Source organism: Deinococcus metalli, assembly GCF_014201805.1.
GTDB classification, from domain to species: domain Bacteria; phylum Deinococcota; class Deinococci; order Deinococcales; family Deinococcaceae; genus Deinococcus; species Deinococcus metalli.
In genome coordinates, this window is sequence record NZ_JACHFK010000025.1 from 1 (window position 1) to 22793 (window position 22793).

The 22793-nt window shown below is 72.3% G+C and carries 23 protein-coding genes; 11 read left to right on the forward strand and 12 right to left on the reverse strand.

Going from position 1 to position 22793, the window contains the following annotated elements; genetic code table 11:
- The first annotated feature begins 149 nt into the window (after positions 1 to 149).
- The 6 genes from HNQ07_RS23410 to HNQ07_RS23435 all read left to right on the forward strand — a co-directional run bounded on the left by HNQ07_RS23410 (position 150) and on the right by HNQ07_RS23435 (position 3626).
- Positions 150 to 416 (forward strand): acyl-CoA-binding protein, encoded by a 267-nt coding sequence (locus HNQ07_RS23410; RefSeq protein ID WP_184116386.1) that lies wholly within the window; start codon positions 150 to 152, stop codon positions 414 to 416.
- A gap of 107 nt (positions 417 to 523) precedes the next feature.
- Positions 524 to 1321, forward strand: a complete 798-nt coding sequence (locus HNQ07_RS23415; protein WP_184116424.1) for an ImmA/IrrE family metallo-endopeptidase — start codon at positions 524 to 526, stop codon at positions 1319 to 1321.
- Positions 1318 to 2208: a dihydropteroate synthase gene (gene folP, locus HNQ07_RS23420; RefSeq protein ID WP_229832349.1), complete on the forward strand. Its 891-nt coding sequence runs from the start codon at positions 1318 to 1320 to the stop codon at positions 2206 to 2208. The genes HNQ07_RS23415 and folP overlap by 4 nt, the downstream gene beginning before the upstream one ends.
- Positions 2205 to 2576 carry a dihydroneopterin aldolase gene (gene folB / locus HNQ07_RS23425; protein WP_184116388.1) on the forward strand — a complete coding sequence of 124 codons (372 nt, stop codon included), beginning with the start codon at positions 2205 to 2207 and terminating at the stop codon, positions 2574 to 2576. The genes folP and folB overlap by 4 nt, the downstream gene beginning before the upstream one ends.
- A gap of 2 nt (positions 2577 to 2578) precedes the next feature.
- Positions 2579 to 3085 (forward strand): 2-amino-4-hydroxy-6-hydroxymethyldihydropteridine diphosphokinase, encoded by a 507-nt coding sequence (gene folK / locus HNQ07_RS23430; protein ID WP_184116428.1) that lies wholly within the window; start codon positions 2579 to 2581, stop codon positions 3083 to 3085.
- A 40-nt stretch (positions 3086 to 3125) separates the two neighbouring features.
- Positions 3126 to 3626 carry a hypothetical protein gene (locus HNQ07_RS23435; RefSeq protein WP_184116390.1) on the forward strand — a complete coding sequence of 167 codons (501 nt, stop codon included), beginning with the start codon at positions 3126 to 3128 and terminating at the stop codon, positions 3624 to 3626.
- A 47-nt stretch (positions 3627 to 3673) separates the two neighbouring features.
- On the opposite strand, the gene HNQ07_RS23440 is transcribed toward HNQ07_RS23435, so the two are convergent.
- The gene (locus HNQ07_RS23440) at positions 3674 to 3988 is read right to left on the reverse strand and encodes a hypothetical protein (RefSeq protein ID WP_184116392.1); all 315 of its coding nucleotides are present in this window, start codon (positions 3986 to 3988) and stop codon (positions 3674 to 3676) included.
- 99 nt (positions 3989 to 4087) lie between these two features.
- Between HNQ07_RS23440 and HNQ07_RS23445 the strand changes: the two genes are divergently transcribed.
- Positions 4088 to 5371, forward strand: a complete 1284-nt coding sequence (locus HNQ07_RS23445; protein WP_184116394.1) for a hydroxyacid-oxoacid transhydrogenase — start codon at positions 4088 to 4090, stop codon at positions 5369 to 5371.
- Between the two features lie 4 nt (positions 5372 to 5375).
- Here HNQ07_RS23445 and HNQ07_RS23450 read toward each other — a convergent pair whose 3' ends face one another.
- The 3 genes from HNQ07_RS23450 to HNQ07_RS23460 are packed head-to-tail and all read right to left on the reverse strand — an operon-like array spanning position 5376 to position 6825.
- Positions 5376 to 5720, reverse strand: coding sequence for a YraN family protein (locus HNQ07_RS23450; RefSeq protein ID WP_184116396.1), 345 nt, complete (start codon positions 5718 to 5720; stop codon positions 5376 to 5378).
- Between the two features lie 18 nt (positions 5721 to 5738).
- A complete protein-coding gene (locus HNQ07_RS23455) occupies positions 5739 to 6407 on the reverse strand; it encodes an HAD family hydrolase (protein WP_184116398.1) in 669 nt (222 codons plus the stop codon).
- Positions 6408 to 6417: 10 nt separating this feature from the next.
- Positions 6418 to 6825 carry a putative dsRNA-binding protein gene (locus tag HNQ07_RS23460; protein WP_184116400.1) on the reverse strand — a complete coding sequence of 136 codons (408 nt, stop codon included), beginning with the start codon at positions 6823 to 6825 and terminating at the stop codon, positions 6418 to 6420.
- Positions 6826 to 6869: 44 nt separating this feature from the next.
- Between HNQ07_RS23460 and HNQ07_RS23465 the strand changes: the two genes are divergently transcribed.
- Positions 6870 to 7349 carry a hypothetical protein gene (locus HNQ07_RS23465; RefSeq protein ID WP_184116402.1) on the forward strand — a complete coding sequence of 160 codons (480 nt, stop codon included), beginning with the start codon at positions 6870 to 6872 and terminating at the stop codon, positions 7347 to 7349.
- A 6-nt stretch (positions 7350 to 7355) separates the two neighbouring features.
- On the opposite strand, the gene HNQ07_RS23470 is transcribed toward HNQ07_RS23465, so the two are convergent.
- The 6 genes from HNQ07_RS23470 to HNQ07_RS23495 form a co-directional block, all read right to left on the reverse strand.
- Positions 7356 to 9218 carry a protein phosphatase 2C domain-containing protein gene (locus HNQ07_RS23470; protein ID WP_184116404.1) on the reverse strand — a complete coding sequence of 621 codons (1863 nt, stop codon included), beginning with the start codon at positions 9216 to 9218 and terminating at the stop codon, positions 7356 to 7358.
- The gene (locus HNQ07_RS23475; RefSeq protein WP_184116406.1) at positions 9218 to 9976 is read right to left on the reverse strand and encodes an FHA domain-containing protein; all 759 of its coding nucleotides are present in this window, start codon (positions 9974 to 9976) and stop codon (positions 9218 to 9220) included. Before HNQ07_RS23475 ends, HNQ07_RS23470 begins: the two co-directional genes overlap by 1 nt.
- Before the next feature lie 42 nt (positions 9977 to 10018).
- On the reverse strand, positions 10019 to 11608 hold the full coding sequence (locus HNQ07_RS24490) for a serine/threonine-protein kinase (protein WP_184116408.1): 1590 nt from the start codon (positions 11606 to 11608) through the stop codon (positions 10019 to 10021).
- 7 nt (positions 11609 to 11615) lie between these two features.
- Entirely contained in the window at positions 11616 to 12998 is a 1383-nt protein-coding gene (locus tag HNQ07_RS23485; RefSeq protein ID WP_184116410.1) for a vWA domain-containing protein, read from the reverse strand.
- Between the two features lie 72 nt (positions 12999 to 13070).
- Positions 13071 to 13592 (reverse strand): GNAT family N-acetyltransferase, encoded by a 522-nt coding sequence (locus HNQ07_RS23490; protein WP_184116412.1) that lies wholly within the window; start codon positions 13590 to 13592, stop codon positions 13071 to 13073.
- Positions 13593 to 13643: 51 nt separating this feature from the next.
- Positions 13644 to 14879 carry a zinc-dependent alcohol dehydrogenase gene (locus HNQ07_RS23495; protein ID WP_229832351.1) on the reverse strand — a complete coding sequence of 412 codons (1236 nt, stop codon included), beginning with the start codon at positions 14877 to 14879 and terminating at the stop codon, positions 13644 to 13646.
- A 209-nt stretch (positions 14880 to 15088) separates the two neighbouring features.
- Here HNQ07_RS23495 and HNQ07_RS24495 point away from each other — a divergent pair, with 209 nt between their 5' ends.
- Positions 15089 to 16633 carry a GGDEF domain-containing protein gene (locus HNQ07_RS24495; protein WP_184116415.1) on the forward strand — a complete coding sequence of 515 codons (1545 nt, stop codon included), beginning with the start codon at positions 15089 to 15091 and terminating at the stop codon, positions 16631 to 16633.
- Positions 16634 to 16649: 16 nt separating this feature from the next.
- Here the strand turns inward: HNQ07_RS24495 and uvrB are convergent, their stop codons facing one another.
- Positions 16650 to 18665, reverse strand: coding sequence for an excinuclease ABC subunit UvrB (gene uvrB / locus HNQ07_RS23505; RefSeq protein ID WP_184116417.1), 2016 nt, complete (start codon positions 18663 to 18665; stop codon positions 16650 to 16652).
- A gap of 131 nt (positions 18666 to 18796) precedes the next feature.
- Here uvrB and HNQ07_RS23510 point away from each other — a divergent pair, with 131 nt between their 5' ends.
- A complete protein-coding gene (locus HNQ07_RS23510; protein WP_184116419.1) occupies positions 18797 to 20026 on the forward strand; it encodes a TCR/Tet family MFS transporter in 1230 nt (409 codons plus the stop codon).
- Between the two features lie 13 nt (positions 20027 to 20039).
- On the opposite strand, the gene HNQ07_RS23515 is transcribed toward HNQ07_RS23510, so the two are convergent.
- Complete coding sequence (locus tag HNQ07_RS23515; protein WP_229832353.1) at positions 20040 to 21872, reverse strand: copper amine oxidase N-terminal domain-containing protein; 1833 nt, start codon at positions 21870 to 21872, stop codon at positions 20040 to 20042.
- 154 nt (positions 21873 to 22026) lie between these two features.
- Here HNQ07_RS23515 and HNQ07_RS23520 point away from each other — a divergent pair.
- The coding region (locus tag HNQ07_RS23520) for an ATP-dependent metallopeptidase FtsH/Yme1/Tma family protein (RefSeq protein WP_184116421.1) at positions 22027 to 22793 on the forward strand (767 nt) is incomplete at its 3' end.

The window sequence follows — 22793 nt, forward strand, 5'->3', positions numbered from 1 at the left end:
CCTTTCTACAGCGCTCCGCACCCCGCTTCACCACCACTGCCATCATCCATTGACGCGCCCGGATCCTGTGAAGGATCCGGGCGCTCTTCTTGTGCCTGATTGAAGGGCAGCCGTGCTCTGGCTGCCCTGTGACCCGATACACTCGGCCGGTGAGTGCTTTTGAACAGGCCCGGCTGGAGGTCCAGACCCTGACCCGCAAACCGAACACGGCGCAGCTTCTGCGCCTGTACGCGCTGTACAAGCAGGGCACGCTGGGCGACGTGCAGGGCGAGCGACCCGGAGGGTTCGACCTTGCCGGCAACGCCAAGCACGATGCGTGGGCCGCCCTGCGCGGCATGGAACCTGCGCAGGCGCAGGCGGACTACGTGGCACTGGTCGCGTCGCTGCGCGCGGCGGAATCGCGCGACATCGAGTAGCGCCCGGCCTCCCGGCAGTTCCCAGCGGAACCCAATCCGGGTAAGCTGCGGGCGTGACCGACGCGCTCGCCACGCCGCCCGCGATGCTCGCCCAGGCCAAGACCCGGATGCGCGAACTGGCCGCCGCCTACGCGCTGGCCGTGCCCGGCCGGGACGCTCACAGCCTGATGGTGGGCCTGCCGGACGTGAAACTGCTGTTCATGCCCATGGGCGACCGCGACGGCGCCTACGACCCCGAACACCGCGTGATCATGATCAATTCCAGCGTGCGGCCCGAACGACAACGCTTTACCCTGGCGCACGAGATCAGCCACGCGCTGCTGCTGGGCGACGATGACCTGCTGAGCGACCTGCACGACGCCTTTGAGGGCGACCGGCTGGAGCAGGTGATCGAGACGCTGTGCAATACGGGCGCCGCCGCGATCCTGATCCCGGCAGATCTGATGCAGGACATGCTTCAGCGCTTCGGGCCGACTGGCCGGGCGCTGGGTGAACTGTCACGTCGGGCGGACGTGAGCGCGAGCACCGCGCTGTACACGCTGGCCGAGAACACGGCCGAGCCGGTCATCTACGCCGTGTGCGCCGTGACGCGCGCTGAGCGCGAGGACGGCACGCCCGCCGCGTCCGGCGGCCCGAAGGAACTCACGGTGCGGGCCAGCAGCGCTGCGCCCGGCGTGAAGTACTCCCTCCGGCCCGGCACGCCCATTCCCGCCGGGCACCCGGTCGAGACGGCGCTGGACACCCGGCTGCCCATCACGGAGGAATCCTTTGTGCCCTTCCGCTCCGGTCGGCGCATGCCGGCCCTCGTGGACGCCTTCCCGGACCGCTACCGGGTGATGGCGAGCTTCCAGCTGAGGCCGGACCGCGTGTCGCCGGCCGAGGCGGAGGGCGGCACCGACCCTTGACGCGATTTCACACCCTGGACTTCCGCCGCCCGGTGCCCGGCGCCGTGCGCACGCCGGATGGCTGGCGGCTGTCGTGGAGCGGCACGGCCGTCATGGGGATCGTGAACGTCACGCCGGACAGTTTCAGCGACGGGGGCGTGCACGCGGGGCTGGACGCGGCTCTGGCGTCGGCGCGGGGGATGCGGGCCGCGGGCGTCCTGATGGTGGATGTGGGCGGCGAGAGTACCCGGCCGGGCGCCGAGCCCGTCCCGGCCGAGCGCGAACTCGACCGCGTGCTGCCGCTGATCCGTGCGCTGGCCGGCGAGGACGTGGTGATCTCGGTGGACACCATGAAGCCCGAGGTGGCCGCCGGGGCGCTGCGGGCCGGCGCGCACGTGGTGAATGACGTGACCGGTCTGTGCGACCTGGAGATGGTCGAGGTCTGCGTGCAGGCCGGCGCGGCCGCGTGCGTCATGCACATGCAGGGCGAGCCGCGCACCATGCAGGTCTCGCCGCGCTACGACGACGTGGTGGGCGAGGTGAGCGACTTTCTGACCACGCGGGCCGGGGAGGTGCTCGCGGCCGGCGTGCCGGGCGTGCTCCTCGACCCCGGCATCGGCTTTGGCAAGACGCTGGAGCACAACCTGGCCCTGCTGCGCGCCCTGCCGCGCCTCACGGTGGGGCCGTGTCCGGTGCTGATCGGCGCGAGCCGCAAGCGGCTGATCGACTTCATCGCCGGGGTGCCGGTGGCCGCCGAGCGCGATCCCGGCAGCCTCGCGCTGCACCTGCACGCGGCGGCGAGCGGCGCGGCGCTGGTGCGGGCGCACGCAGCGGCCGCCCACGTCCAGGCGCTGCGTGTGCAGGCGGCGCTGGACGCGGTCCCCCAGGGGCTACACTCGGACGCGTGACGAGCCGGGTTGTCCTCGAGGGACTGGAATTCCACGCGCGGCACGGCGTGTACGACAGCGAGGCCGTGCTGGGCGCGCGTTTTGTGGTGGACGCCGAACTGCACTACGACTTCGCCGGACTCCCGGACGAGCTGGACCGCGCCGTGAACTACGCCGCCGTGTACGACGCAATCCGCGACGAGGTCACGGGCCGGCGCCACCGCCTGATTGAGGTGCTGACCGACCGCATCGCCCGGCGGGTGCTGCGCGACCAGCCCCGGCTGGCGCGCGTGGTGGTGCGGGTGCACAAGCCCTTCGCGCCGCTGCCCGGCGTGTTCCGCGACGTGTATGCCGAACTGAGCCTGGAGCGCGGGGACCTGAACGCGTGAGCATGGCCCACGTGGCGCTGGGGGCGAACCTGGGCCGCCCGCTGGAGACGCTGGTGTGGGCGGTGGACGAGGTCGCGCGCCTGGGGACGCGGCGCGGCGTGTCCGGCCTGTACCGCACCGCGCCGGTGGGTGGCCCGGCCGGGCAGCCGGACTACCTGAACGCGGTGCTGGCACTGGAGACCGCGCACTCTCCACGTGACCTGCTCGCCGCCCTGCACGCCATCGAGGCGCGGGCCGGGCGGAAACGCCGCGAGCGCTGGGCGGCCCGCGTGCTCGATCTCGACCTGATCACCTACGGCGACGTGGTCTCGGACGGCGTGGCGGGGGAGGGCGAGCCGCAGCTGCCCCACCCGCGCGCGTGGGAGCGGGCCTTCGTGCTGGCTCCGCTGGCCGACCTGAGCCCGGACCTGCGGCATCCCCGCAGCGGCGAGAGCGTGGCCGGGGCGCTCGCCCGCGTGGGCATGGCCGGCGTGCAGCGCGAGAGCGCGCCCGGATGGCCTCCGGCGTGACCATCCGTCGCGGGTGCCGGACGCTATGCTGGGAAGCGACATGAGCGAACTGACCCAGACGAAAAGCCGCTCGGGCGTGGGCCGCCCCCTGCTGTGGCTGGCGCTGCTGCTGAGCGTGGCCCTGCTGGGCTTCGTGACGGCGGTGGCGGTGCGGAACAATCCCATCTACAGCGACCGTGACGCCAACGGCATCAGCAAGTACCGCTTCATCGAGGAGTGCAAGGAGGCCGCCCTGGACGCCGAAACCCTGTCGGTCGGCGCCGGTGGGCAGTCCATTCCCCTGAAGACGCTGGTCACGCAGAGTCGGCCCCTGGCGACCGGCGAGCACGTCGCCACGTTGCTAGACGCCCCGGCGGCGGCTGTGGTGAGCGGCACGCAGCCCGTGGCGGGCGGCGGCTGGACGCTCGCAAACCTGCCCGTGACCATCAACATCGTCGGCAAGACGACCACCGCGCTGGGCCAGCTGCCCCTGCAATGCGCGTACGACAAGAAGGCCGGCAAGACCACCGCCCAGCTGCAACTCCCCGGTCAGGGCCAGTAGCGCCACTTCCTTTCTCCGCGCTGCCCACGGTTCCGGGCGGCGCGGCCTCACATCACGACGTCAAGGCCGCTTAGGCACTCCTCGGCGATCGCGCGGGCCAGCGGATCGCGGGTCGCTCGGGCATAGCTGACGCCCAGGTGCAGGTGGTGTTGCCCGCCGCGGGCGCCCACGAGTTCCAGCGTCTGGTAGAACGCGAGGTGCGTGTGCGCCAGAAGCACGTCGCGCGTGCGCTCGGGCGGCAGAACGCGCAGCAGCGCGAGCGCTTCCTCGTACGCGGCCAAGGCGCGGCGCTGGTCGCCCGCGACCGCCCACTCGCGCCCCAGTTGCAGGGCGCGGGCGGCGGTCAGGTACGCGCTGCGCATGGCCGGATTCTACGGCACGCGCTCCGCGTGTCGGCGCTGGCCGGGTGTTAGCCTGCCGGCATTCCACTGGAACACGCGCCGCCGGCGCTGGAGGTCAGCATGGACACCGCGAACGCCGCGCCGGAGCCGCGCGAGAGCATCTTTACCATCGAGGCCACGCCCGTGAAGTTTGGCCCCGGCGCCAGCGCGGATGCCGGGTGGGAACTCGGCCGCCTGGGCGTGGAGCGGGCCTTCGTGGTCATCGATCCGTATGTGCACGCGGCGGGCACGGCGCAGGGCGTGCTGGACAGCCTGCGCGCCGCCGGGGTGGACGTGGTGCTCTTCGACGACGTGGACACCGAACCGGAGCTGGCCGCGCTCCAGAGAGCAGTCGCGGCGGCCCGGGACGCGGCGCCGGACGGCTTTGTCGCCATCGGGGGCGGCAGCGCCATCGACACCGCGAAGGTCGCGAACCTCCTGACGACACACGGCGGCGAGATCATGGACTGGGTAAATCCGCCTGTCGGCGGGGGCCGCGTGCCGCCGGGGCCGCTGCGCCCGCTGCTCGCCGTTCCCACCACCTCCGGCAGCGGGTCGGAGGCGACGACCGTGGCGATCGTGGACCTGCCGCACCTGGGGATCAAGACCGGGATCAGCCACCGCGCGCTGCGGCCCGCGCAGGCGCTCGTCGATCCCCTCCTGACCCGCACGGCGCCCGCTGCCGTGACCGCTGCCGCCGGCCTGGACGTGGTCTGCCACGCCGCCGAGAGTTTCCTGAGCCGCCCCTACACCACCCGGCCCCGCCCGGAGTCACCTGCCGCGCGCCCGCCCTACCAGGGCAGCAACCCGGTCGCGGACCTGTGGTCGGCCGAGGCGCTGCGCACCGGGGGCCGCTTCCTGCGCCGCGCCGTGCAAGGCGGCGCCGACGTGGAAGCGCGCGGCTTCATGATGCTGGCCGCGACCATGGCTGGCGTGGGCTTCGGCTCGGCGGGCGTTCACATTCCACACGCGTGCGCGTATCCCATCGCGGGGCTGCGGCACGCCGCGCACCCCCCGGGCTACCCCGGCACGAAGGCGTTCATCCCGCACGGCGTGAGCGTGATCGTGACGGCCCCCGCCGCGTTCCGCTTCACCTTCGATGCCGACCCTGCCAAGCACGTCCTGGCCGCTGAATATCTGACGGGCGAGCCGCAGATGCCCGGCGATCGCGAGGCCCTGCCGCGGGCGCTGACGGCCCTGATGCGCGACGTGGGCGCCCCCACCCGCCTGCGCGACCTCGGCTACGGCAAGGCCGACCTACCCGCGCTGATCGACGGCGCGCTGAAACAGCAGCGGCTGCTGGCCGTGGCGCCCATCACGCCGGGCCGGGACGATCTGGAGCGCATCCTGCGCGAGTCGCTGTAGAGGATCAGCCCTCCAGTGCAATGACCGTGATGGTTCCGGACGCGGCCGGACCGTCGATGGTCAGCACCTCCAGCCGGCACGGCACGTCGTCGCGGCCCAGTTCGCGCGTCAGGTAGGTCAGGGCGGCGCGGTGCATCAGCGCGAGCTTGCGCGGCGTGACGGACTCCGCCGCGCTGCCGTGGGCTGCCCGGAGCCGCTGGCGCACCTCGGTGAACACCAGCGTGCCGTCCGCCTCGCGGGTCACGACGTCGATCTCGCCGCCCGGAATGCGGTAGTTGCGCGCCACGACCTCCCGGCCCAGGGCGCGCAGGTGCGTCTCGGCGCGGGCCTCGGCGTCCGCGCCCTTCACGCCGGTCCGTCCCTCACGTCACGCCAGCCACGCGGCCCAGCCGGTGAAGTCCGGCACGGTCAGCGACGCGCCCGCGTCCAGCAGGGCCTGCGGGGGCGCGGTGGTCGTCAGGGCCACCACGCGGCAGCCCGCACCGGCCGCGCTGCGCACGCCGTTGACCGCGTCCTCGTGCGCCAGGCACTCGGCGGCGTCCACGCCCAGCCGCTGCGCGCCCAGCAGGAACGGTTCCGGGTGCGGCTTCCCGCGCGACACGTCCTCGCCCGTCACTCGGCTCACGAAACGTGCTCCGAAGCCCAGCTGCGCCATGCCGAAGGCCACGTTCGGCAGGCCGGCGCTCGTGACCAGTGCGAAGGGAATGCCGCGGGCGTCCAGGGCGTCCAGGTACGCGCTCAGGCCCGCGACCTCGCTCAGCGCGCCGGCGGCCAGCTCGCGGTAGCGGCCCTCCTTGGCGTCCTCGAAGCGGGCGGCCAAGTCGGCGTCCGGCGCGCGGCCGGTCAGGCGCTCGATGATCTCCGGGTTGCGGCCGCCGTCCACCTTGGTGTCCAGGTCCTCCTCGGTCAGGTGCAGGTCCAGCACGGTGCGTGCGGTCTCCGCCCACGCCTGCCGGTGGTGGTGGTTGTTCGCGGTGAGCACGCCGTCCATGTCGAACAGCACGCCTGCGGGGCGCCAGGGCCAGGAATCCTTCATGCGCCCAGTGTCACGCATCCTCCGGGCCATGACCCAGCTCCATGAGCAGATCACGGTACAGCCGCGCGGCGTTCGCGCGCACCTCGTCCAGCGTGGCGTCCTCGCCCGAGAGCTCCACCGCGGCGTCCAGCGCCTGTGCCAGCACCGCCGCGTACACCGGCCAGCGGCCCGGCGGGAGCGGGGCGTCATCCACGTCCGGCGCGCCGCCGTCCAGGGCGTGCAGGGCGGACTCGGCCGCGGCACGTTCGGCGTCCTTCTTGCTGCGCCCCGTACCGCCCGCCCCCAGGGGGTGCCCGCCCACCAGCACGCGGGCACGGAACGTCAGGTCATGCGGCGGGCCGCTCGCCTCGGCCTCGAAGGTCGCCGCGCCCAGGCCCAGCGCCGACAGGCGCGCGATCAGGTCACCCTTGGCATTCATTCCCCAGAGCGTACCGCGCCCGCCCGCCGCGCTAGCCTGCGCGCATGACTCCGCGTGTCCGGCGATGGCTGCTGTCCGGCCTGGGCTTCCTGTGCACCGCTGCGGCCGCGGTCACGCCGACCGCCCCAGTGCAGCCCGGTCAGGTGTGGACGCTCAGCGCCACGACCGCCGACGGCGAGCGGTTCCGCACCACCCTGCGCGTGGACACCACGCCACCGACCGGCACGCCCGCCACCTACCGCGCGGACCGGGGCGCCCTGATCCTCGATCCGGCCCGCGGCACCCTGATCGCCCTGGATCTGCTCGACGCGCGCCAGGGCGGAGTGGGGCTCGCGTGCGTGGTCGAAGGCCCGCTGGACGCGCTGGAAGTGGAGGGCGTGCTCGCCAGCGGCACCCTGGCCGACCTGCCCGCCCGCCTGGAGACGGCCCTGGCCGTGATCGGCGTGGCCCATACGCCCGCGGACCGCGCGGCCGCCGTGCAGGAGCTGAAGCTCGGCACGTGTACCCTGACGCACGCGCCGTGAGCCGGCTCAGCGGACGCGCTCGATGACCAGCGCCGTCGCGTTGTCCGGCGCGCCCGCCGCGAGGGCGAGGTCGATCAGCCGGTCCACCAGCTCCTGAAGGGGCAGCGTGTCCAGCAGCGGCATCAGCTCTGCGTCCGGCACCTCGCCCCACACGCCGTCGCTGACGAGCAGCACGCGGTCGCCCGGCGTCAGCTCGAGCGGCGCGTCGAGCGTCTGTACATAGTTGTCCTGCGGCACCCGCAGGCTGCCCAGCGAGCGCAGCACCTTGTTGCGTTCCGGGCTGGTCTGCGCCTCCTCGGGCGTCATCTGGCCGGACGCGACCATCGCCGCCACGTACGAGTGGTCGCGGCTCAGTTGCCGCACGACGCCGCCCTGCCGGACGTACGCGCGCGTGTCGCCCACGTGGCCGAGCTGGAGCTGCGGCCCACGCACGTCCACACCGCTGAAGGTGCAGCCGCCGTCGCGCCCGACCATCGCGGCGAGCACAGCCGCGTTCGCGTCCCACACCATCTCCGGCAGGGTGGTCTTCTCCGAATTCAGGAAGGCCTGCACGGCCGCCGCGCTTGCCACCTCGCCCGCCGCCATGCCGCCCATGCCGTCGGACACGCACGCGCGCAGCGCCACCGTGGACGTGGCGTGTACGCCGAGTTGCCGCCACGTGAAGCCGTAGCTGTCCTCGTTCATGGGCCGCTCCGGGTTCAGGCCCACCGAGGTCGCCGCCGCCACGTGGTACGCGGGCAGGGCGGGCAGGGCCAGCGTTTTCAGGGCCGCGAGCACCTGTGCGGGCTCCAGCCGCTTCAGGGGCGGCCCCAGCATGCCGCGCAGCAGCTGCGGTACGCCCGCCACGGACAGGCCGCCCAGCACGGCATCCGACGCGCCCTCGGGCGGCAGCGTGCCCCCGGTCAGCCACGTGTACAGCAGCGCACCCAGCGCGTACACGCCGCTGCGCGCGTCCACCGGCTGGCCCGCCAGCACCTCCGGCGGCGTGTAGCCCTCGCGCACGGCGACCTCCGGCACGTCGCCCACGCGGGCCACGCGCGGCGGGAAGCGCAGGCGCAGGCCCTGCGGCGTCACGCGCGGCGCGTCCGGGTCGAGGTCCACCACGGCGAGGCCCTGTTTTTCCAGCGCGAAGATCAGCCGGGCCAGCTCTGTGATGTGGGCAAGCGCGGCGCCCGCGTCCAGCGGCGCCCGCAGCGGCTCGCCGCCCACCGGGTCGAGCACATGCAGCGTGCCCGCCTGCGTGAAGCGCGGCAGCGCCCGGTGCGGCTGCGCCCGCGCCCACAGCGGCTCCGGCCGCGCGTACACCTCGACGCTCGGCCCGCTCGCCAGCGGACTCGCGATGAACCACCCGCGCCCCATATCCTCGTTGAGGTGGTAGCCGTCCACCTCGTCGCCCACCGCCGGGCCGCTGGTGGGCGCGCTGGGAGCGTAGACCTCCTCCTCCAGATCGTTCGAGAAGCCGACCGGGGCGGGGGCGGGAGAGGGGACTGGGGTCGGTGTGGGAAGCGGTGGAGCGGCCGGCACAGGCGTTGAGTCCGCCTGCGGCTCCTCGTTCTCGACTGACCCGGCAGCGGGGATGGAAAGAGGAGCGTGGGAGGGCTCAGCGCTGCGTTCGTCTCCAGTCACCGTGGGCGCATCGTCGGCTGGAATGAACTCTGTATGCTCCGCTGCCGGAAGCTCGGCCGGCAGCGCGTCCTCGCCCAGCACAGGCAGCGGGTGCTCGCCCGTGTCGAAGGCAGTCAGGTCGGGTTCGGCGGCCTCGGCCGGCGCGGCGTCCTGCACCTGCGCCTTGTTGCCGAAGAGGTCGCGTAACGTCGCGGCCGTGTCCTCCCAGTCCTGGGGCTGGGGCCTGTCATCCGTGTCGGCCATCAGCCCTGGTGGAAGGTCAGCATCAGGTTCCCGAAGGCCAGCTCGTCGCCGTCGTGCAGCGGGGCGGGTTCCTGCAACCGGGGCGAGAACGCACTCTCTCCGGCCCGCTTGACATACACGCCGTTGGTGGAGCCCAGGTCGCGCACGGTCCACACGCCGTTCTCGCGGTACAGCTCGGCGTGGCGGCGGCTGATGTGCTCCTGGCCGCCCATGCCGGTCAGGTCGATGTCCACCGGGCCGCTCGACGCGTCGAAGCGCCCCACGACCAGCCGCTCGCCGTGCAGCGGAATGAACTCGCCGGTGGGCGCGCCGTACTTCTTGATGCCCAGCTTCGCGGGCATGTCCGACGGCGCCGCGGTGGGGGCCGTGGGCGCGGGTGCTGCGGCGGCGACGGGCGCCGGTTCGGTGACGTCCGGGCTGGTAGCCGTGGTCTCAGCAGCGCCCGTCTCGGGCAGGGCGGCGCCGGGTGCCGCGGCGTCCGCCGTGCTGGCCGGGGTGGCGTCCGGGCTCTCGGTCATGGGCATGTCGGGCACGCCCGCCGCGAGTTCCGGGGTGTCCGGCGTCTGCACGGCCGGGCTGTGCGGCACGGGGGCGTCCGGCGGCGTCAGGTCGCCGTCCACGAGCGCCGGGGTGGGGTCGGTGGGGCTGGCCGGGGCGGGCGCGGCGGCCTGCTGGGGGCTCAGCTCCACGCCGCAGCCCTCGCAATAGGTGGTGCCATCGGGGTTGACGGTGCCGCAGACGGTGCAGGTGATCGACATGGTGTGTTCCTCCGGGGAATGGGTGGGCGGAAACCGGGGCGGCTAGATGCGGCGGACGAGCCGCAGGACGAAGATCGAGAGGACGGCCGCGATGACGCCCAGCGCCGCGACGGTCGGCCAGTGCAGGCTGGCACCCTGGGCGTACAGCACGGTCAGGCCCGCCGCGCCCAGGGGCAGCGCGACCGGCAGCGCCAGCCACGCGAGCTGCCCGGCCGCGAAGCCCGCCGCCGCCCCGATCACGCCCGCGACCGCCAGCCCCGCCGTGCCGAGCTGCCCGATGGCCGGGAGAAGCGCGGGCAGCTGCGCCAGCCCCGTCACGCCGCCCAGGCCCACGCACAGCGCGACCAGCAGCGTGCGTGGCAGCGGAGTGCGGCGCGGCGGCATCGGAATGTTCGGTGGGGCCGGCTGGGGAACCGGCGCCGGCTTCTGCGGCAGCGTCACCGGGGCCACCGGCGCGGGTGCCGGCTTCGGCGCGACCGGCGCGGGCGTCGGGGTGGGTTGCGGCCGTGGCTGGGGCGCCGGGGTCGGCTGGGGCGGGGGCCGGGTGGTCGGTGCCGGGGCCGGTCGTGGCTGTGGGGCCGGCGTCGGTGCCGGCGTGGGCGGTGGCCGAGGCGCCGGGGGGGCCGGCGTGGGCGCAGGGCGCGGCGTGACGGGCGTCGCCTGGAGCGGTCCGACCAGCAGTTCTTCCAGCGCGCGGGCCGTCTGCGGGCGGTCTTCCACGCGCAGCGCCATGGACTTCTCGATCGCCCGGCGCAGCGGCGTGGGCGTGCCGGGTGGCAGCGCCGGCAGCGGCGTGCCCAGCATCAGGTCGGTGGCGGCGGGCGGCATCTGGCCGGTCAGGGCGTGGTGCAGGGTCGCACCCAGCGAGTAGATGTCGGTGTAGGGGCCGTAGCGGGCGCTGTTGCCGTACTGCTCCAGCGGCGCGTAGCCGGGCGTCACCAGCCGCGTGTGGCTGACCGTCTGGCCCGGCGCGTAGGCGCGCACCGACCCGAAGTCGATCAGCACGATCCGCCCGGACTTGTGCAGGAAGACGTTGTCCGGCTTGATGTCGCGGTGCAGCAGCCCGGCCCCGTGCACGAGTTCCAGCGTCCGCGTCAGGGAGCGCGCGACCTCCAGCGCCACCGCCGGCGGCAGCGGGCCGTTCTTCTCGATGGCGCCCCCCAGCGTCATGCCCTCCAGGAACTCCATCACGAGGTATGCGGTGCCGTTCTCCTCGAAATAATTCAGGACGCGCACGATACCGGGGTCGTTGAAGCGAGCCAGCACCTTCGCCTCGTCCAGGAAGCGCTTCTTGGTTTCCTGGAACTCGGCGGGGCTGAGGTTGCCGGGCGGCACGACGGTCGCCACGCGGCGCTGCGAGCCGTCCACGAACAGTTCCTTGACGGCCACGCGCAGGCCCAGCCGCACGTCCTGGGCGTCGTAGGTGATGCCGAAGCCCCCGCGGCCCAGCACGCGGCTGAGCACATACTGCCCGCCCGCCAGCGTGCACCCGGCCGGCAGCGCCAGCGCGGCCGTGACTGCTTTGGCCGCCGCCGACGCCGCCGCGGGCGTGAGCGGGGCGCCGCATGTGCGGCACACCGTGTCCGCCGCGCCGACGGGCGAGCCGCACACCGGGCAGGTCGGGCCGCTCACAGCCCCTTCAAGCGCCGGTCATCCGCCGGATGTCCTCGTCCGAGGGCAGGGTGCCGTCCGAGGTCTTGAGGGTCTGGGTCTTGGCGCCCAGCCGCATGGTCTTGGCCGTGCCCAGCGAGATGGTTTTGGAACTGCCCAGTTCCCCGATGGCCCGGTCGAGCACCTGCGTCATCGCGCCGTTGCCGAGGCGCTGGGTCATGGAGCGCGCCAGTTCCAGGGTCTTGGCGGCCTGCGCCGGATCGCTCCGCGCCTCGCGGGTGGCCTGCGCGACCAGACCCTCGATGTTGCGCTGCTGTACCCACTGCATGACCGCCGGATCGACGCGGGCGGCCATCGACTCATTGCCCGTGAACTCCACGACCACGTCCAGCGGGGGCAGCTCGCCGCGGTAGTTCGCGCCGGGCACCTGATACGTCAGGCCCAGCTGCGCCAGCCGCATGCGGGCGGCGGGCCGTGCGGGCAGCGTGAACTCCAGCACGTACGTCGCGCCGATGCCGGCCTCCACGTTCCCGAGCTGGAGGGGACCGTCGGCGCGGGCGACCTCGGTCTGGGTGGGCTGCACGCGCGTCACGCGGTCGAGCACCACGTCCTTGACGGTTCGGACGCTCAGGGCGACGTTCGTGACGACCTCGTTCGCGGCCTGCTTCAGGTCGCCCAGCAGCGCCAGCGGCAGCTCGGTGGCGCGCACGGCGGGCGGCTGCGGGTTGTCGGTGTCGGGCACCACGTCGATGGGCTGGCCCTGCGTGCGGTCGGTGATCAGGGTCAGCAGTTCGGTGTTGACCTCGTCGCCCACGCCGACCGTCGTCACGGGAATCTGGAGCCCGGCCAGCACGCCCGCCTGCTCCTCCACGACCGGCGCGTCGAAGGCCTGCCCGTCGGTCAGCAGCACCATGCGGCGGCTGCCGGTCTCGCCCTGGAGCAGCTTGGCACCGGCCTGCATGCCCAGGCCCATGTTCGTGCCGCCCGAGTACCAGTCGAGCCGCTCCACGCCGGCCAGCAGCCGCTGCGTGTCGGTCGCGGGCGTGAAGGGAACGAGCACGTCCGCCATGTCGTCGAACTTCACCAGCGCCAGGCGGTCTTCGGGGCGCAGCAGATCAGACTGGATGATGCCGTTCAGCGCCTCAGTGAGCAGTTCCAGCTTGTTGCGCGCGCCCTTGACGATCTCGTACTTCTTGCCGTCCACGGTGGTCGTCCGGCCGGTCGTGCCGGTGGGCTCGGTCACGACCTCGCGCATGGAGCCGCTGGTGTCCACCACGAACACCACGCTCAGGTCCGGGCGGGCCGCCTGCGCCTGCGCGGTGGGAGTGACGGTCAGGGTCAGGAACAGTTTCTGCCCGGCGGTCTGGGCGAGCAGGAACTCACGGTGGGGGTGGACCTTGGCCTCAAGCATGCAGTTCTCCTTGTCCGCCCTCCATTATGGGCAGTCCAGCTGAATGGTTCCCGAATCCTCCCTGAAGGCGACTCAGCGCAGCGCGTCCAGCAGCGCGTCCGTGTCCGGCCACACGAACACGACCTCGCGAAGCGGCCAGCCGTCCGCGTCCTGCTCCACCACGGCAACCTCCTGTCCGCCCAGCGCCGCGTACCACGCGCGCACCGGGTTGCCCTCCAGCGTGCCCAGACCGACGCTCCGTGCGCCCCGCCCGCGCAGCGCCTCCACTGCGGCCCGCAGCAGCGCCGCGCCGTGTCCGTGTCCGCGCGACTCCGGCCGGACGTGCAGCGCCAGCACCTCCGCGTCCGCACCGTGGAATGGGTGCACCCGTGCCAGAACGTAGCCCACCACCTCCCTGCCGTCCCGCGCGACGAGCAGCACGTCGGCCGGGTGATCCGTGAGCCACGTCATCCAGTCGCCGGTCTGTTCCTCCACACCCACGCCGTCCCAGAAGCCCGGCGGGCACAGGGGGGCGTAGTCGTGGCGGTAGTTGCGAACCTGCACCGCCGCCACGCCGGGCGCGTCGGAAGGAACGAAGGAGCGCACGCTGGACATTGCTGCCCAGTGTGCGCTTCCCCGGCCGGACGACGACATCGGCCGGCTGGCTTAGGCCTGGGGGTGCAGTTCCACCTTGATCCAGCCCGGCTGGCGCTTGTCGAAGGCCTCGTACGCGCTGATGGCGTCCTCGATGTGCTCGTGCTCGGTGATGATCGTCGTCGGATCGACCACGCCCGCCGCCACGTACTCCAGCAGCTTCGGGATGTGCGTGCGGTGGTTGCAGTTGCCCATGCGCACCGTCAGGTTCTTGTTCATGGCCTTGCCGAGGGGATACTTCTCCACGCTGGGCGAGTACACGCCGATGATGCCGATCTGCCCGGCCTTGCGTACCATCTCGACCGCCCACTCGAGCGCCTGCGTGGGCGCGTCGCCCGGCACCCACTGGCCGCCCCTGGTGGGTTTGGCGTCCGGGGCGACCTGCTGCACGGTCTCGCGGTCTTTCTTCTCGGTGGCGCGGTCGGGTCTGGCGGGACCGCCGTGCGCGTGCTGGGCGTCCACGCCGACCGCGTCGATCACGCAGTCCGCGCCCACGTCGCCGGTCAGTCTCAGCACGGCCTGGACCGGGTCCTCGTGCTCGAAGTTCACGGTCTCCGCGCCGTTCTCGCGGGCCTTGGCCAGGCGGTCGTCCAGGCGGTCCACCGCGATGATCCGCGTGGCGCCCCGCAGCTTCGCGCTGATGATCGCAAACTGCCCGACCGGTCCGCAGCCCAGCACCACGACCACGCTGCCAGTCGTGACGCCCGCGAGTTCCGCGCCGAAGTACGCGGTGGGGAAGATGTCCGACAGCAAGATGGCCTGCTCGTCCGAAACGTTGTCCGGCAGCTTGATCAGGCTGGAATTCGCGTGCAGGATACGCGCCTTCTCGGCCTGGAGGCCCTGCAGCGGACCGGACTCCTTCGGGCCGCCGTAGAAGGCGGTGCCGGCGGCCGGGCCGTTCGGGTTGGCGTTATCGCACTGCGCGGTGTTCCCCTGACGGCACTGGGGGCAGGAGCCGCACGACACGGTCGAGGGAATCACCACGCGGTCACCCGGCGCGAAGTTCCGAACGTCTGTGCCGACCGCCTCGACCACGCCCACGCCCTCGTGGCCCAGGATGGTGCCCGGCACCATGCCGCTCATGGTGCCCCGGATGAAGTGCAGGTCCGTGCCGCAGATCGCGCTGGCCGTCACGCGCACGATGGCGTCCGTGGGCTCCTGGAGGGTGGGCTGCGGCACGTCGTCCACGCGGATATCGCCGATGCCGTGCCACACCACGGCCTTCATGGTCGTCTTCGCTGTGCTCATGGGGCCTCCTGATAGTCCGCCGGCGGCGGGCCCGTTGGCAGGCATTGTCCCTGCGGGGGCGGCGGCGCGGATCAGGCGGGCGTTCACGGGGAATTGGCGAAGTCCTGCGCGGACATTGAGCGCGCTGTCATCCCGGGGCTGATGGGCACAGTGCAGGACGGAGCCGGGCAAGAATCCAGACAGAGGGCGCGTCCTATCATCGTGCCAGGATGACCGTCACGAACCGGACCCCAGGCACGGGCGACGAGTGGCTGGCCCGCCTGGAGAACGCGTGGGCAGAGCGGGAGCGCGACCGGGCCCGCAGCGTGGCCGACGCGGCGGGCGCGCGCCGCTGGCTGGAGGGCCACCCGCCCACCCCGCCGGTCGAGGCGGCCGCGCACGTGCTGGACGCCTACGCGAGCTGGCGCTCGGGGCGCATGGTCGAGGCCCTGGAAGGGCTGGAGCCCGTACTGGGACGGGCCGGCGTGCGGGACGTGTGGGTGTGCCGGGCCCTGAACATCCGCATTGCGCTGGGCTTCGAGATCGGTGAGGTGGCGCAGAGCATGGCGCTGGTCGAGGAGCAGCTGGCCCTGTGCCGCGCGCTGGGCGAGACGGAGATCGAGGCCTGCACCCTGCACGACATCGGCGTGATGCACAACGATCACGGCACGAAACAGGGCCGGCCATACCTCCTCCAGGCGCTGGAGAGTTTCCGGCATGCGGACAACATCGAAGGGCAGGCGTTCGCGCACCTGAACCTCGCCACCGCCGCCGTACTGGCCGGAGCGCCCGACGAGGCCCGCACGCACCTGGAGTGCGCCCGCACGCTCGGGGAGCGCCGCGGCCTGCCCTACGTGCACACAATGGCGCTGGCCCAGCAGGGCGCGCTGGAGGCCGGCAGCGATCCGGTCCGCGCCGAGGCGCTGCTGCGAAGCGCCCTGCACCGGCAGTCGCTGCACGACGACCGGCCCATGTGGGAGGCCGCGGACCCCCTGGCCAGGCTCCTGATGGCCCAGGCGCGGTACACGGAGGCCCGGGAGCTGCTGAGCGGCTTTCTGGAGGCGGCCCAGGCCGCGCGGCTGCGCTCCATGGCCATGCACGCGCACGCGCTGCTGGCCGACATCCACGAGGCCCTGGACCAGCCGGCCGAGGCGCTGGGTCACCTGCGGGCGCACGTGCAGGCCTACCGCGCGCTGCGCGACGAGGAGCACGATCGGCGGGTCAGCGCGCTGGAGGTCATGCACCGCACAGAGCTGATGCGGGCCCAGGCCGAGGCCGGCCAGCGCCGCGCCGACGAACTCGGTCGCCTGAGCCAGACCGACGACCTGACCGGCCTGCCCAACCGCCGCCACCTGCTCGACGAAGGCCCCCGGCTCCTGCGCGAGCGGCCCGGCGCTGTGGCGATCATCGACATCGACCACTTCAAGGCCGTGAATGACCGGTACGGCCACGAGACCGGAGACCGCGTCCTGCACGCCTTCGCCGCCCGGCTGCGGCGGGAGCTGCCCGGCGCCTTCGTGGCCCGTAGCGGCGGCGAGGAGTTCGTGGCGCTGTTCCCGGGCCTCGCCGTGCCGGACGCCCATGTCTGCCTGGACACCCTGCGGCGGCAGCGCAGCGCGCCGGGCCCACTGCCCGACGTGACCTTCACCGCCGGCGTGACCCCGTGCCCGGACGGCGACCTTCAGGACGCGCTGCGCCGCGCGGATACCCTGCTGTACCGCGGCAAGGCGACCGGCCGGGACCGCGTGGTCCCAGACGACGGCGGCGTGGAGTGACGCGCAACCCGGTCGCCTAGCGCCGGCCCCGCGACCGGACCTTCTGCCCGGGCACGGTCGCCTGCTTGAACTCCTTGCCCTGGAGCTTCGCCTCGATGGCGCGGATCTGGTCGCGCAGCGAGGCGGCCTTCTCGAAGTCCAGGTCCTCCGAGGCCTGCCACATGTCGAGTTCCAGGTCCGTGAGCTGCGCGCTGAGCGTGTCCCGGTCGGTGCCGACGGTGGCGGAGCTGATCTCCTCCGGCTGCTCCTCGCCGCGGATCACGTTGCGCACGCCCTTGATGACGGTGGTGGGCGTGATGCCGTGCTCCTCGTTGTACTCGGTCTGCTTCTCGCGGCGGCGGCGGGTTTCCTCCATGGCGAACTGCATGGCGGGCGTGACGCTGTCACCGTACAGGATCACCTCGCCGTTCACGTTGCGCGCCGCGCGGCCGATGGTCTGGATCAGTGCCCGCTCGCTTCTCAGGAAGCCGGGCTTGTCGGCGTCCAGGATGGCCACCAGCGACACCTCGGGCAGGTCCAGGCCCTCGCGCAGCAGGTTGATACCCACCAGCACGTCGTAGTGCCCCAGCCGCAGGTCGCGGATGATCACCTGACGCTCCACCGAGTCGATGTCCGAGTGCATGTAGCGTGCCCGCACGCCCTTTTCCAGCAGGTACTCGGTGAGGTCTTCCGACATGCGCTTGGTCAGGGTGGTCACCAGCGTGCGCTCACCGATGGCGGCCTTCTCGCGCACCCGGCCCAGCAGGTCCTCGATCTGGCCGTTGATGGGCCGCACCGTGACCTCCGGATCGACCAGCCCGGTCGGGCGGATGATCTGGTCGGCCACCGAGTCGCTGACCTCGCGCTCGAACGGTCCCGGCGTGGCCGAAACGAACACGAGCTGCCCGGTCTTGCCCATGAACTCGTCGAAGTTCAGCGGGCGGTTGTCCATGGCGGACGGCAGGCGGAAGCCGTAATCCACCAGCGTCTGCTTGCGGGCGCGGTCGCCGTTCGCCATGCCGCCGATCTGCGGCACCGTCACGTGCGACTCGTCGATGAAGGTCACGAAATCGTCCGGGAAGTAGTCCAGCATGGTGTACGGCGTCATGCCCGCCGCGCGCCCGTCGATGTGCCGCGAGTAGTTCTCGATGCCCGAGCAGTACCCCAGCACCTTGAGCATCTCCAGGTCGTAGAGCGTGCGCTCCTTGAGGCGCTGCGCCTCCAGCAGCTTGCCGGTGGACTTGAAGTACTCCAGGCGCTCCTCCAGCTCCTGCTGGATGCTGCCGATGGCCCGCTCGATGTTCCCCGCCGAGGACACGTAGTGCTTCGCCGGGTAGATCACCGTGGCGTCCAGCTCGGCCAGCCGGTCGCCGGTCAGCGGGTGCACCACACTGATGCGCTCGATGTCGTCGCCCCACAGCTCGATCCGCAGGGGCTGCTCGTCATAGGCGGGCCAGACCTCGACCATCTCGCCCTTGGCACGGAACCGCCCCGGCATCATCTCGATGTCGTTGCGCTCGTACTGCATGTTCACCAGCCGGCCCAGCAGCTCGTCGCGCGGCATCGCGCCGCCCTTTTTCAGCACCGCGTTCAGCGCCGTGTACTCCTTCGGGTCGCCCAGGCCGTAGATACAGCTCACCGACGCGACCACGATGGTGTCCCGCCGGGTCAGCAGGCTGCGGGTCGTCGAGTGCCGCAGCCGCTCGATCTCCTGGTTGATGCTGGCGTCCTTCTCGATGAACAGGTCCTTGCCCGGCACGTACGCCTCGGGCTGGTAATAGTCGTAGTACGAGATGAAGAACTCGACCGCCGCGTCCGGGAAGAACTCGCGGAACTCGGAGGCGAGCTGCGCGGTCAGGATCTTGTTCGGGGCCATGATCAGGGCCGGGCGCTGCGTCTCCTCGATGACCTTGGCCATGGAGTACGTCTTGCCCGTGCCTGTCGCCCCGAGGAGCGTCTGGTAGCGCAGGCCCGAGTCCAGGCCGTCCACCAGGGAGCGGATGGCCGTGGGCTGGTCGCCCGAGGGCGTGAAGTCGGACTTGACTCTGAGCATGGAACCTCCGGGGTGGGGAAAGGCGGCTGCGATCGCCGAACGAGTCTCCACATTTTACGCCCCGGACGTAAGGGGAATGTAGGCCGGATGGCTGAAGGGAAGCCTGGTGGCCCCGCTCTACACTGCCCCGTATGCGTGCCCGTCCCGCCGCCCTGATCTTCATCCTGCTGACCGCGCTGATCGACATCGTGGGGATCGGGATCATCATTCCGGTGCTGCCGGGACTGGTCAAATCGCTGGCCGGCTCTGAGGTCGCGGGCGCGCGCACCATCGGGGTGCTGACGGCGATGTACGCGGTCATGCAGTTCATCTGCGCGCCGATCCTGGGGGCGCTGAGCGACCGCTTCGGGCGGCGGCCGGTGCTGCTGTTCGCGCTGACCGGCATGGGCCTGGACTACCTGCTGCTGGCCTTCGCGCCCAACCTCGCGTGGCTGTTCGTCGGCCGCGTGGTCGCCGGGATCACCGGCGCGAGCCTGACTGTCGCCAACGCGTACATCGCGGACGTGTCGCCGCCCGAGGAGCGCGCGAAGAACTTCGGGCTGCTGGGCGCGATGTTCGGGGTGGGCTTCATCCTCGGGCCGGCGCTGGGCGGGCTGCTGGGCGAATACGGCCTGCGCGTGCCGTTCATGGTGGCGGCGGCCCTGACCGGCCTGAACGTGCTGTACGGCCTGTTTGTGCTGCCCGAGTCGCTGCCGGCGAGTGCGCGCGGCCAGGCGCTGCGCCGGGGCGACCTGAACCCCCTGCTGCCGCTGCGGGCGCTGGGCGAGTACCCGATCCTGCGCAGCCTGGCGCTCACCTTCGTGCTGCTGGGCCTGGCCGGGCAGGTGATCTTCAGCACGTGGGTGCTGTTCACCGAGGGCGCGCTGCGCTGGACGCCCGCCCAGAACGGCGTGGCGCTGGCGTTCTTCGGCCTGCTCACGGCCGGGGTGCAGGCCGGGCTGATCGGCCCCTTCCTGGCGCGCTTCGGCGAGCGGCGCACCATCATGACCGGGCTGGTGTCGTCCACGCTGGAATTCCTGGTGCTCAGCGTGGCCCGCAGCGGCGTGCTGCTGTACGCGTCGCTGGTGGTCGGGGCGCTGGGCGGGCTGGCGAACCCGGCCATCCAGGGATTGATCTCCAAGCAGGTGGACGAGACCGAGCAGGGCCGCGTGCAGGGAGCGGTCACCAGCCTGAACAGCCTGGTGGCGGTGGTCGGGCCGATCCTTGCCACGAACGTGTACGCGCTGGGCGTGGGCCAGGGCTTCCCCGGCGCGGCGTTCCTGATGGGCGCGCTGCTCTCGGTGGCCGGCACCGTGCTGATCCTGGGTGTGCTGCGGCGCATGCCGGGCACCGGGCCGGCCCAGTCCGTTCAGGGCCGCTAGGCCGCCGGCCCCCTTACGGCTGGTAGGTCTTGATCACGCCGCCCCAGCCGGGCAGCGTCTGCGCGCGGTAGAACACCAGGCTGATCGGCAGGTTCGAGCCGCTGGCCGGCACGAAGTCGATGTTCAGCCGGTCGGACTGCGCGCGCCACACCAGCGTGGGCGACCCGGGGTTCAGGGCGGTGCCCACGCGCGGCAGCTTGACCGCCTGAACGATCGGGCCGTCGATGACGTTCATGGCGCCCCGGTACAGGCCCCCGCGCGGGCTGAGGGCCACCGCGCTGCCCGCCGCGCCGTTGACTTCCAGGTCGTACAGCACGCCGTAATTGCCGCTGAGCTTCACCGGCTGGCCGGTCAGGGCGTCGGTGCCCGTCAGCGCCGGGTCGAGCTGCCCGTCCCCGATGGTGATGCGGGTGGGCAGGGCGCCCAGCGTGACGCGCAGGTGCCGCACGGCGTCCGGGAAGGTGCCGCGCACGTGCCGCTCGTCGGGCTTCAGGTAGGGCAGCTGCTGCGCGACCTGCGCGGTGGGCGGCAGGGTGTCTTCGAGCATCAGCACGGTCAGCTCCACGCGGCCGGTGGTGGTCACGTCCTGCATCACGTTCACGCCGCTGCCGGCGTTCAGGGTGGGGCTGGCGTACACCGCCGCCGACTGTCCCGGCGCGAGGCTCAGGGTGGCGCCGCCGCTGGAGGCGAAGTACTCCATCAGCGTGACCTGCCCCAGCGTGCCCTCGATGCGGGTGGGCGCCGTCTCGCCCAGCCGGTCCGTGCGGACGTCCACCGGATGGTCCGTGAGGTTACGCGCCAGCACGTACAGCCGCGCCGGCTTCCCCAGGCCGTTGAGGTGGTACGCCAGCAGCCGCGCGCGGCCCTCCACGCTGTCCTGGTACAGCACGCCGCTCTGCGCGGGCACCTCGGGGCTGTCGCTGAAGATCAGGGGCGACGTCTCGCCGGGCAGCAGCGTGGGCAGCGCGGCCGGGTACGTCAGCACCTGCGCGTCGGGGAAGGCGTCGCCGGGCAGCGCGTATTTCAGCGCGTACGTCAGCGGCGTGTCCACCGGATCGCCCTGCACGCGGATCGTGCGGGTAAAGGGCGTGCTCTGGAGCCCCCGGCTGTTCGTGACGGTCAGGCCGACGGTGTAGGTGCCAGGCTGGAAGTACACGTCCTGCCGGCCCGTCCACTTGCGGGCCGTGAGGTCCGCGCCGTCCGGGTCGAAGGCGTACTCGGTGTACACGACCCGCTCGCCCGGCGCGTACACGGCCTTGTCCGTCGAGAAGCGCGCCTGCGGGCTGAGGGGATTGCCGCCGTCGCGCAGCGCGGTCAGGGTCAGGGTGCGCCCCGAGTCGTCCGCGGAGACCAGGTTGGCGTTCAGGGTGTCGGCCAGGGTACGCGCACTGACGTACAGCACGCCGCCCACCACGGCGACCGTGCCGCCCGGCTGCGGCGTGCCGCCCAGTGAGGCGCTGACGGCGCGGGTGTCCACCACCAGCCGGCCGAGCTGCACCGCGCCCGCCGCGACGCCCTCCGCCCGGCTGATCGGGCGGCCCAGCAGCAGCGCCGTCTCGCGCAGCGGCAGCATGGCCCGCCCGGCCACCAGCCGCGGCGGACTGGTCCACGCGCTGGTGTCACCGTTCACGTACGCCACGCCCTGATCGACCGTGAAGGTCAGCTGCACCGAGCCGGCCGGAGCCGCCACGGCGCGGGCGGTGCCGGCGGCGCTCAGCACGCCGAGCACGCCCGTCAGCGCGGTGCCGCCCGGAGCAGGCGGCACCATCAGCGACAGCGTGGCGAGCAGCGTCGGCCTTCGGCGGCGGGAAGGAGTCGGGGTGGCAAGGGCAGCGGGAACGCACATGACGACGAGTATGGCGGACGAACCTGACAGCTTTCTGCCCGGATTGTCCCGCCCGGCGCGCGTCCGCTGCCCCCAGCGTGGGGGCATGCGTTGCAATTGACCGCGCGGACACGGGCATACACTGAAGCATGACCGAGTGTGGGGGCGCGTCCCCGTGAAACGTCCGCTGTGGCTCTGGGCCCTGCTCGCCGGCGTGGCGCTGCTGCTCACGCTGGCCTTTACCCTGCCGCGCGGCGCGGGCAGCGGCATGTATCTCACGGACTTCACCACGGCGCTGCGCCGCGGCGAGGTCGCGGACGCCCGCATCTCGTACCAGAACGGTACGGTCGTGCTGAGCGGCAAACTCAAGGACGGTCAGGACTACGAGACGCGCACCCTGACGGGCGACCCGGTGGTGAAGCTCGACGCCCTGCAGGCGGCCGGCGTGAACGTGTCGTACCTGCCGCCCGCCCGCCTGAGCGTGCTGGGCGTGCTGAGCATCCTGCTGACCCTGGCCCTGATCGTGGGCCTGATCATCCTGCTGCTGCGCAGCCGCCAGGGCGGCAACACGGACGCGGCCGGCACGTTCGGGAAGAGCAAGGCGGCGGTGATCGCGGAGGGACAGATCAAGCTCTCCTTCCAGGACGTCGCGGGCTGTGACGAGGCCAAGCAGGACCTGCAGGAAGTCGTGGACTTCCTGCGTGCCCCCGACAAATACCACGCCCTCGGCGCCCGCATCCCCCACGGCGTGCTCCTCGTCGGCCCCCCCGGTTCCGGCAAGACCCTGCTCGCCAAGGCGGTCGCCGGGGAGGCCAAGGTCCCGTACTTCTCCATCTCCGGCTCCGATTTCGTCGAGATGTTCGTCGGGGTCGGTGCCGCCCGCGTGCGGGACCTGTTCGAGCAGGCGCGCAAGAGCGCGCCCTGCATCGTCTTCATCGACGA

Coding starts and splice junctions, on each gene's coding strand:
- HNQ07_RS23415 (WP_184116424.1), top strand. CDS start 524: ATGCGCGAACTGGCCGCCGCCTACGCGCTGGCCGTGCCCGGCCGGGAC.
- folK (WP_184116428.1), top strand. CDS start 2,579: ATGGCCCACGTGGCGCTGGGGGCGAACCTGGGCCGCCCGCTGGAGACG.
- HNQ07_RS23435 (WP_184116390.1), top strand. CDS start 3,126: ATGAGCGAACTGACCCAGACGAAAAGCCGCTCGGGCGTGGGCCGCCCC.
- HNQ07_RS23440 (WP_184116392.1), bottom strand. CDS start 3,988: ATGCGCAGCGCGTACCTGACCGCCGCCCGCGCCCTGCAACTGGGGCGC.
- HNQ07_RS23445 (WP_184116394.1), top strand. CDS start 4,088: ATGGACACCGCGAACGCCGCGCCGGAGCCGCGCGAGAGCATCTTTACC.
- HNQ07_RS23455 (WP_184116398.1), bottom strand. CDS start 6,407: ATGAAGGATTCCTGGCCCTGGCGCCCCGCAGGCGTGCTGTTCGACATG.
- HNQ07_RS23460 (WP_184116400.1), bottom strand. CDS start 6,825: ATGAATGCCAAGGGTGACCTGATCGCGCGCCTGTCGGCGCTGGGCCTG.
- HNQ07_RS23465 (WP_184116402.1), top strand. CDS start 6,870: ATGACTCCGCGTGTCCGGCGATGGCTGCTGTCCGGCCTGGGCTTCCTG.
- HNQ07_RS23470 (WP_184116404.1), bottom strand. CDS start 9,218: ATGGCCGACACGGATGACAGGCCCCAGCCCCAGGACTGGGAGGACACG.
- HNQ07_RS23475 (WP_184116406.1), bottom strand. CDS start 9,976: ATGTCGATCACCTGCACCGTCTGCGGCACCGTCAACCCCGATGGCACC.
- HNQ07_RS23485 (WP_184116410.1), bottom strand. CDS start 12,998: ATGCTTGAGGCCAAGGTCCACCCCCACCGTGAGTTCCTGCTCGCCCAG.
- HNQ07_RS23490 (WP_184116412.1), bottom strand. CDS start 13,592: ATGTCCAGCGTGCGCTCCTTCGTTCCTTCCGACGCGCCCGGCGTGGCG.
- HNQ07_RS23495 (WP_229832351.1), bottom strand. CDS start 14,879: ATGAGCACAGCGAAGACGACCATGAAGGCCGTGGTGTGGCACGGCATC.
- HNQ07_RS24495 (WP_184116415.1), top strand. CDS start 15,089: ATGACCGTCACGAACCGGACCCCAGGCACGGGCGACGAGTGGCTGGCC.
- uvrB (WP_184116417.1), bottom strand. CDS start 18,665: ATGCTCAGAGTCAAGTCCGACTTCACGCCCTCGGGCGACCAGCCCACG.
- HNQ07_RS23510 (WP_184116419.1), top strand. CDS start 18,797: ATGCGTGCCCGTCCCGCCGCCCTGATCTTCATCCTGCTGACCGCGCTG.
- HNQ07_RS23515 (WP_229832353.1), bottom strand. CDS start 21,872: ATGTGCGTTCCCGCTGCCCTTGCCACCCCGACTCCTTCCCGCCGCCGA.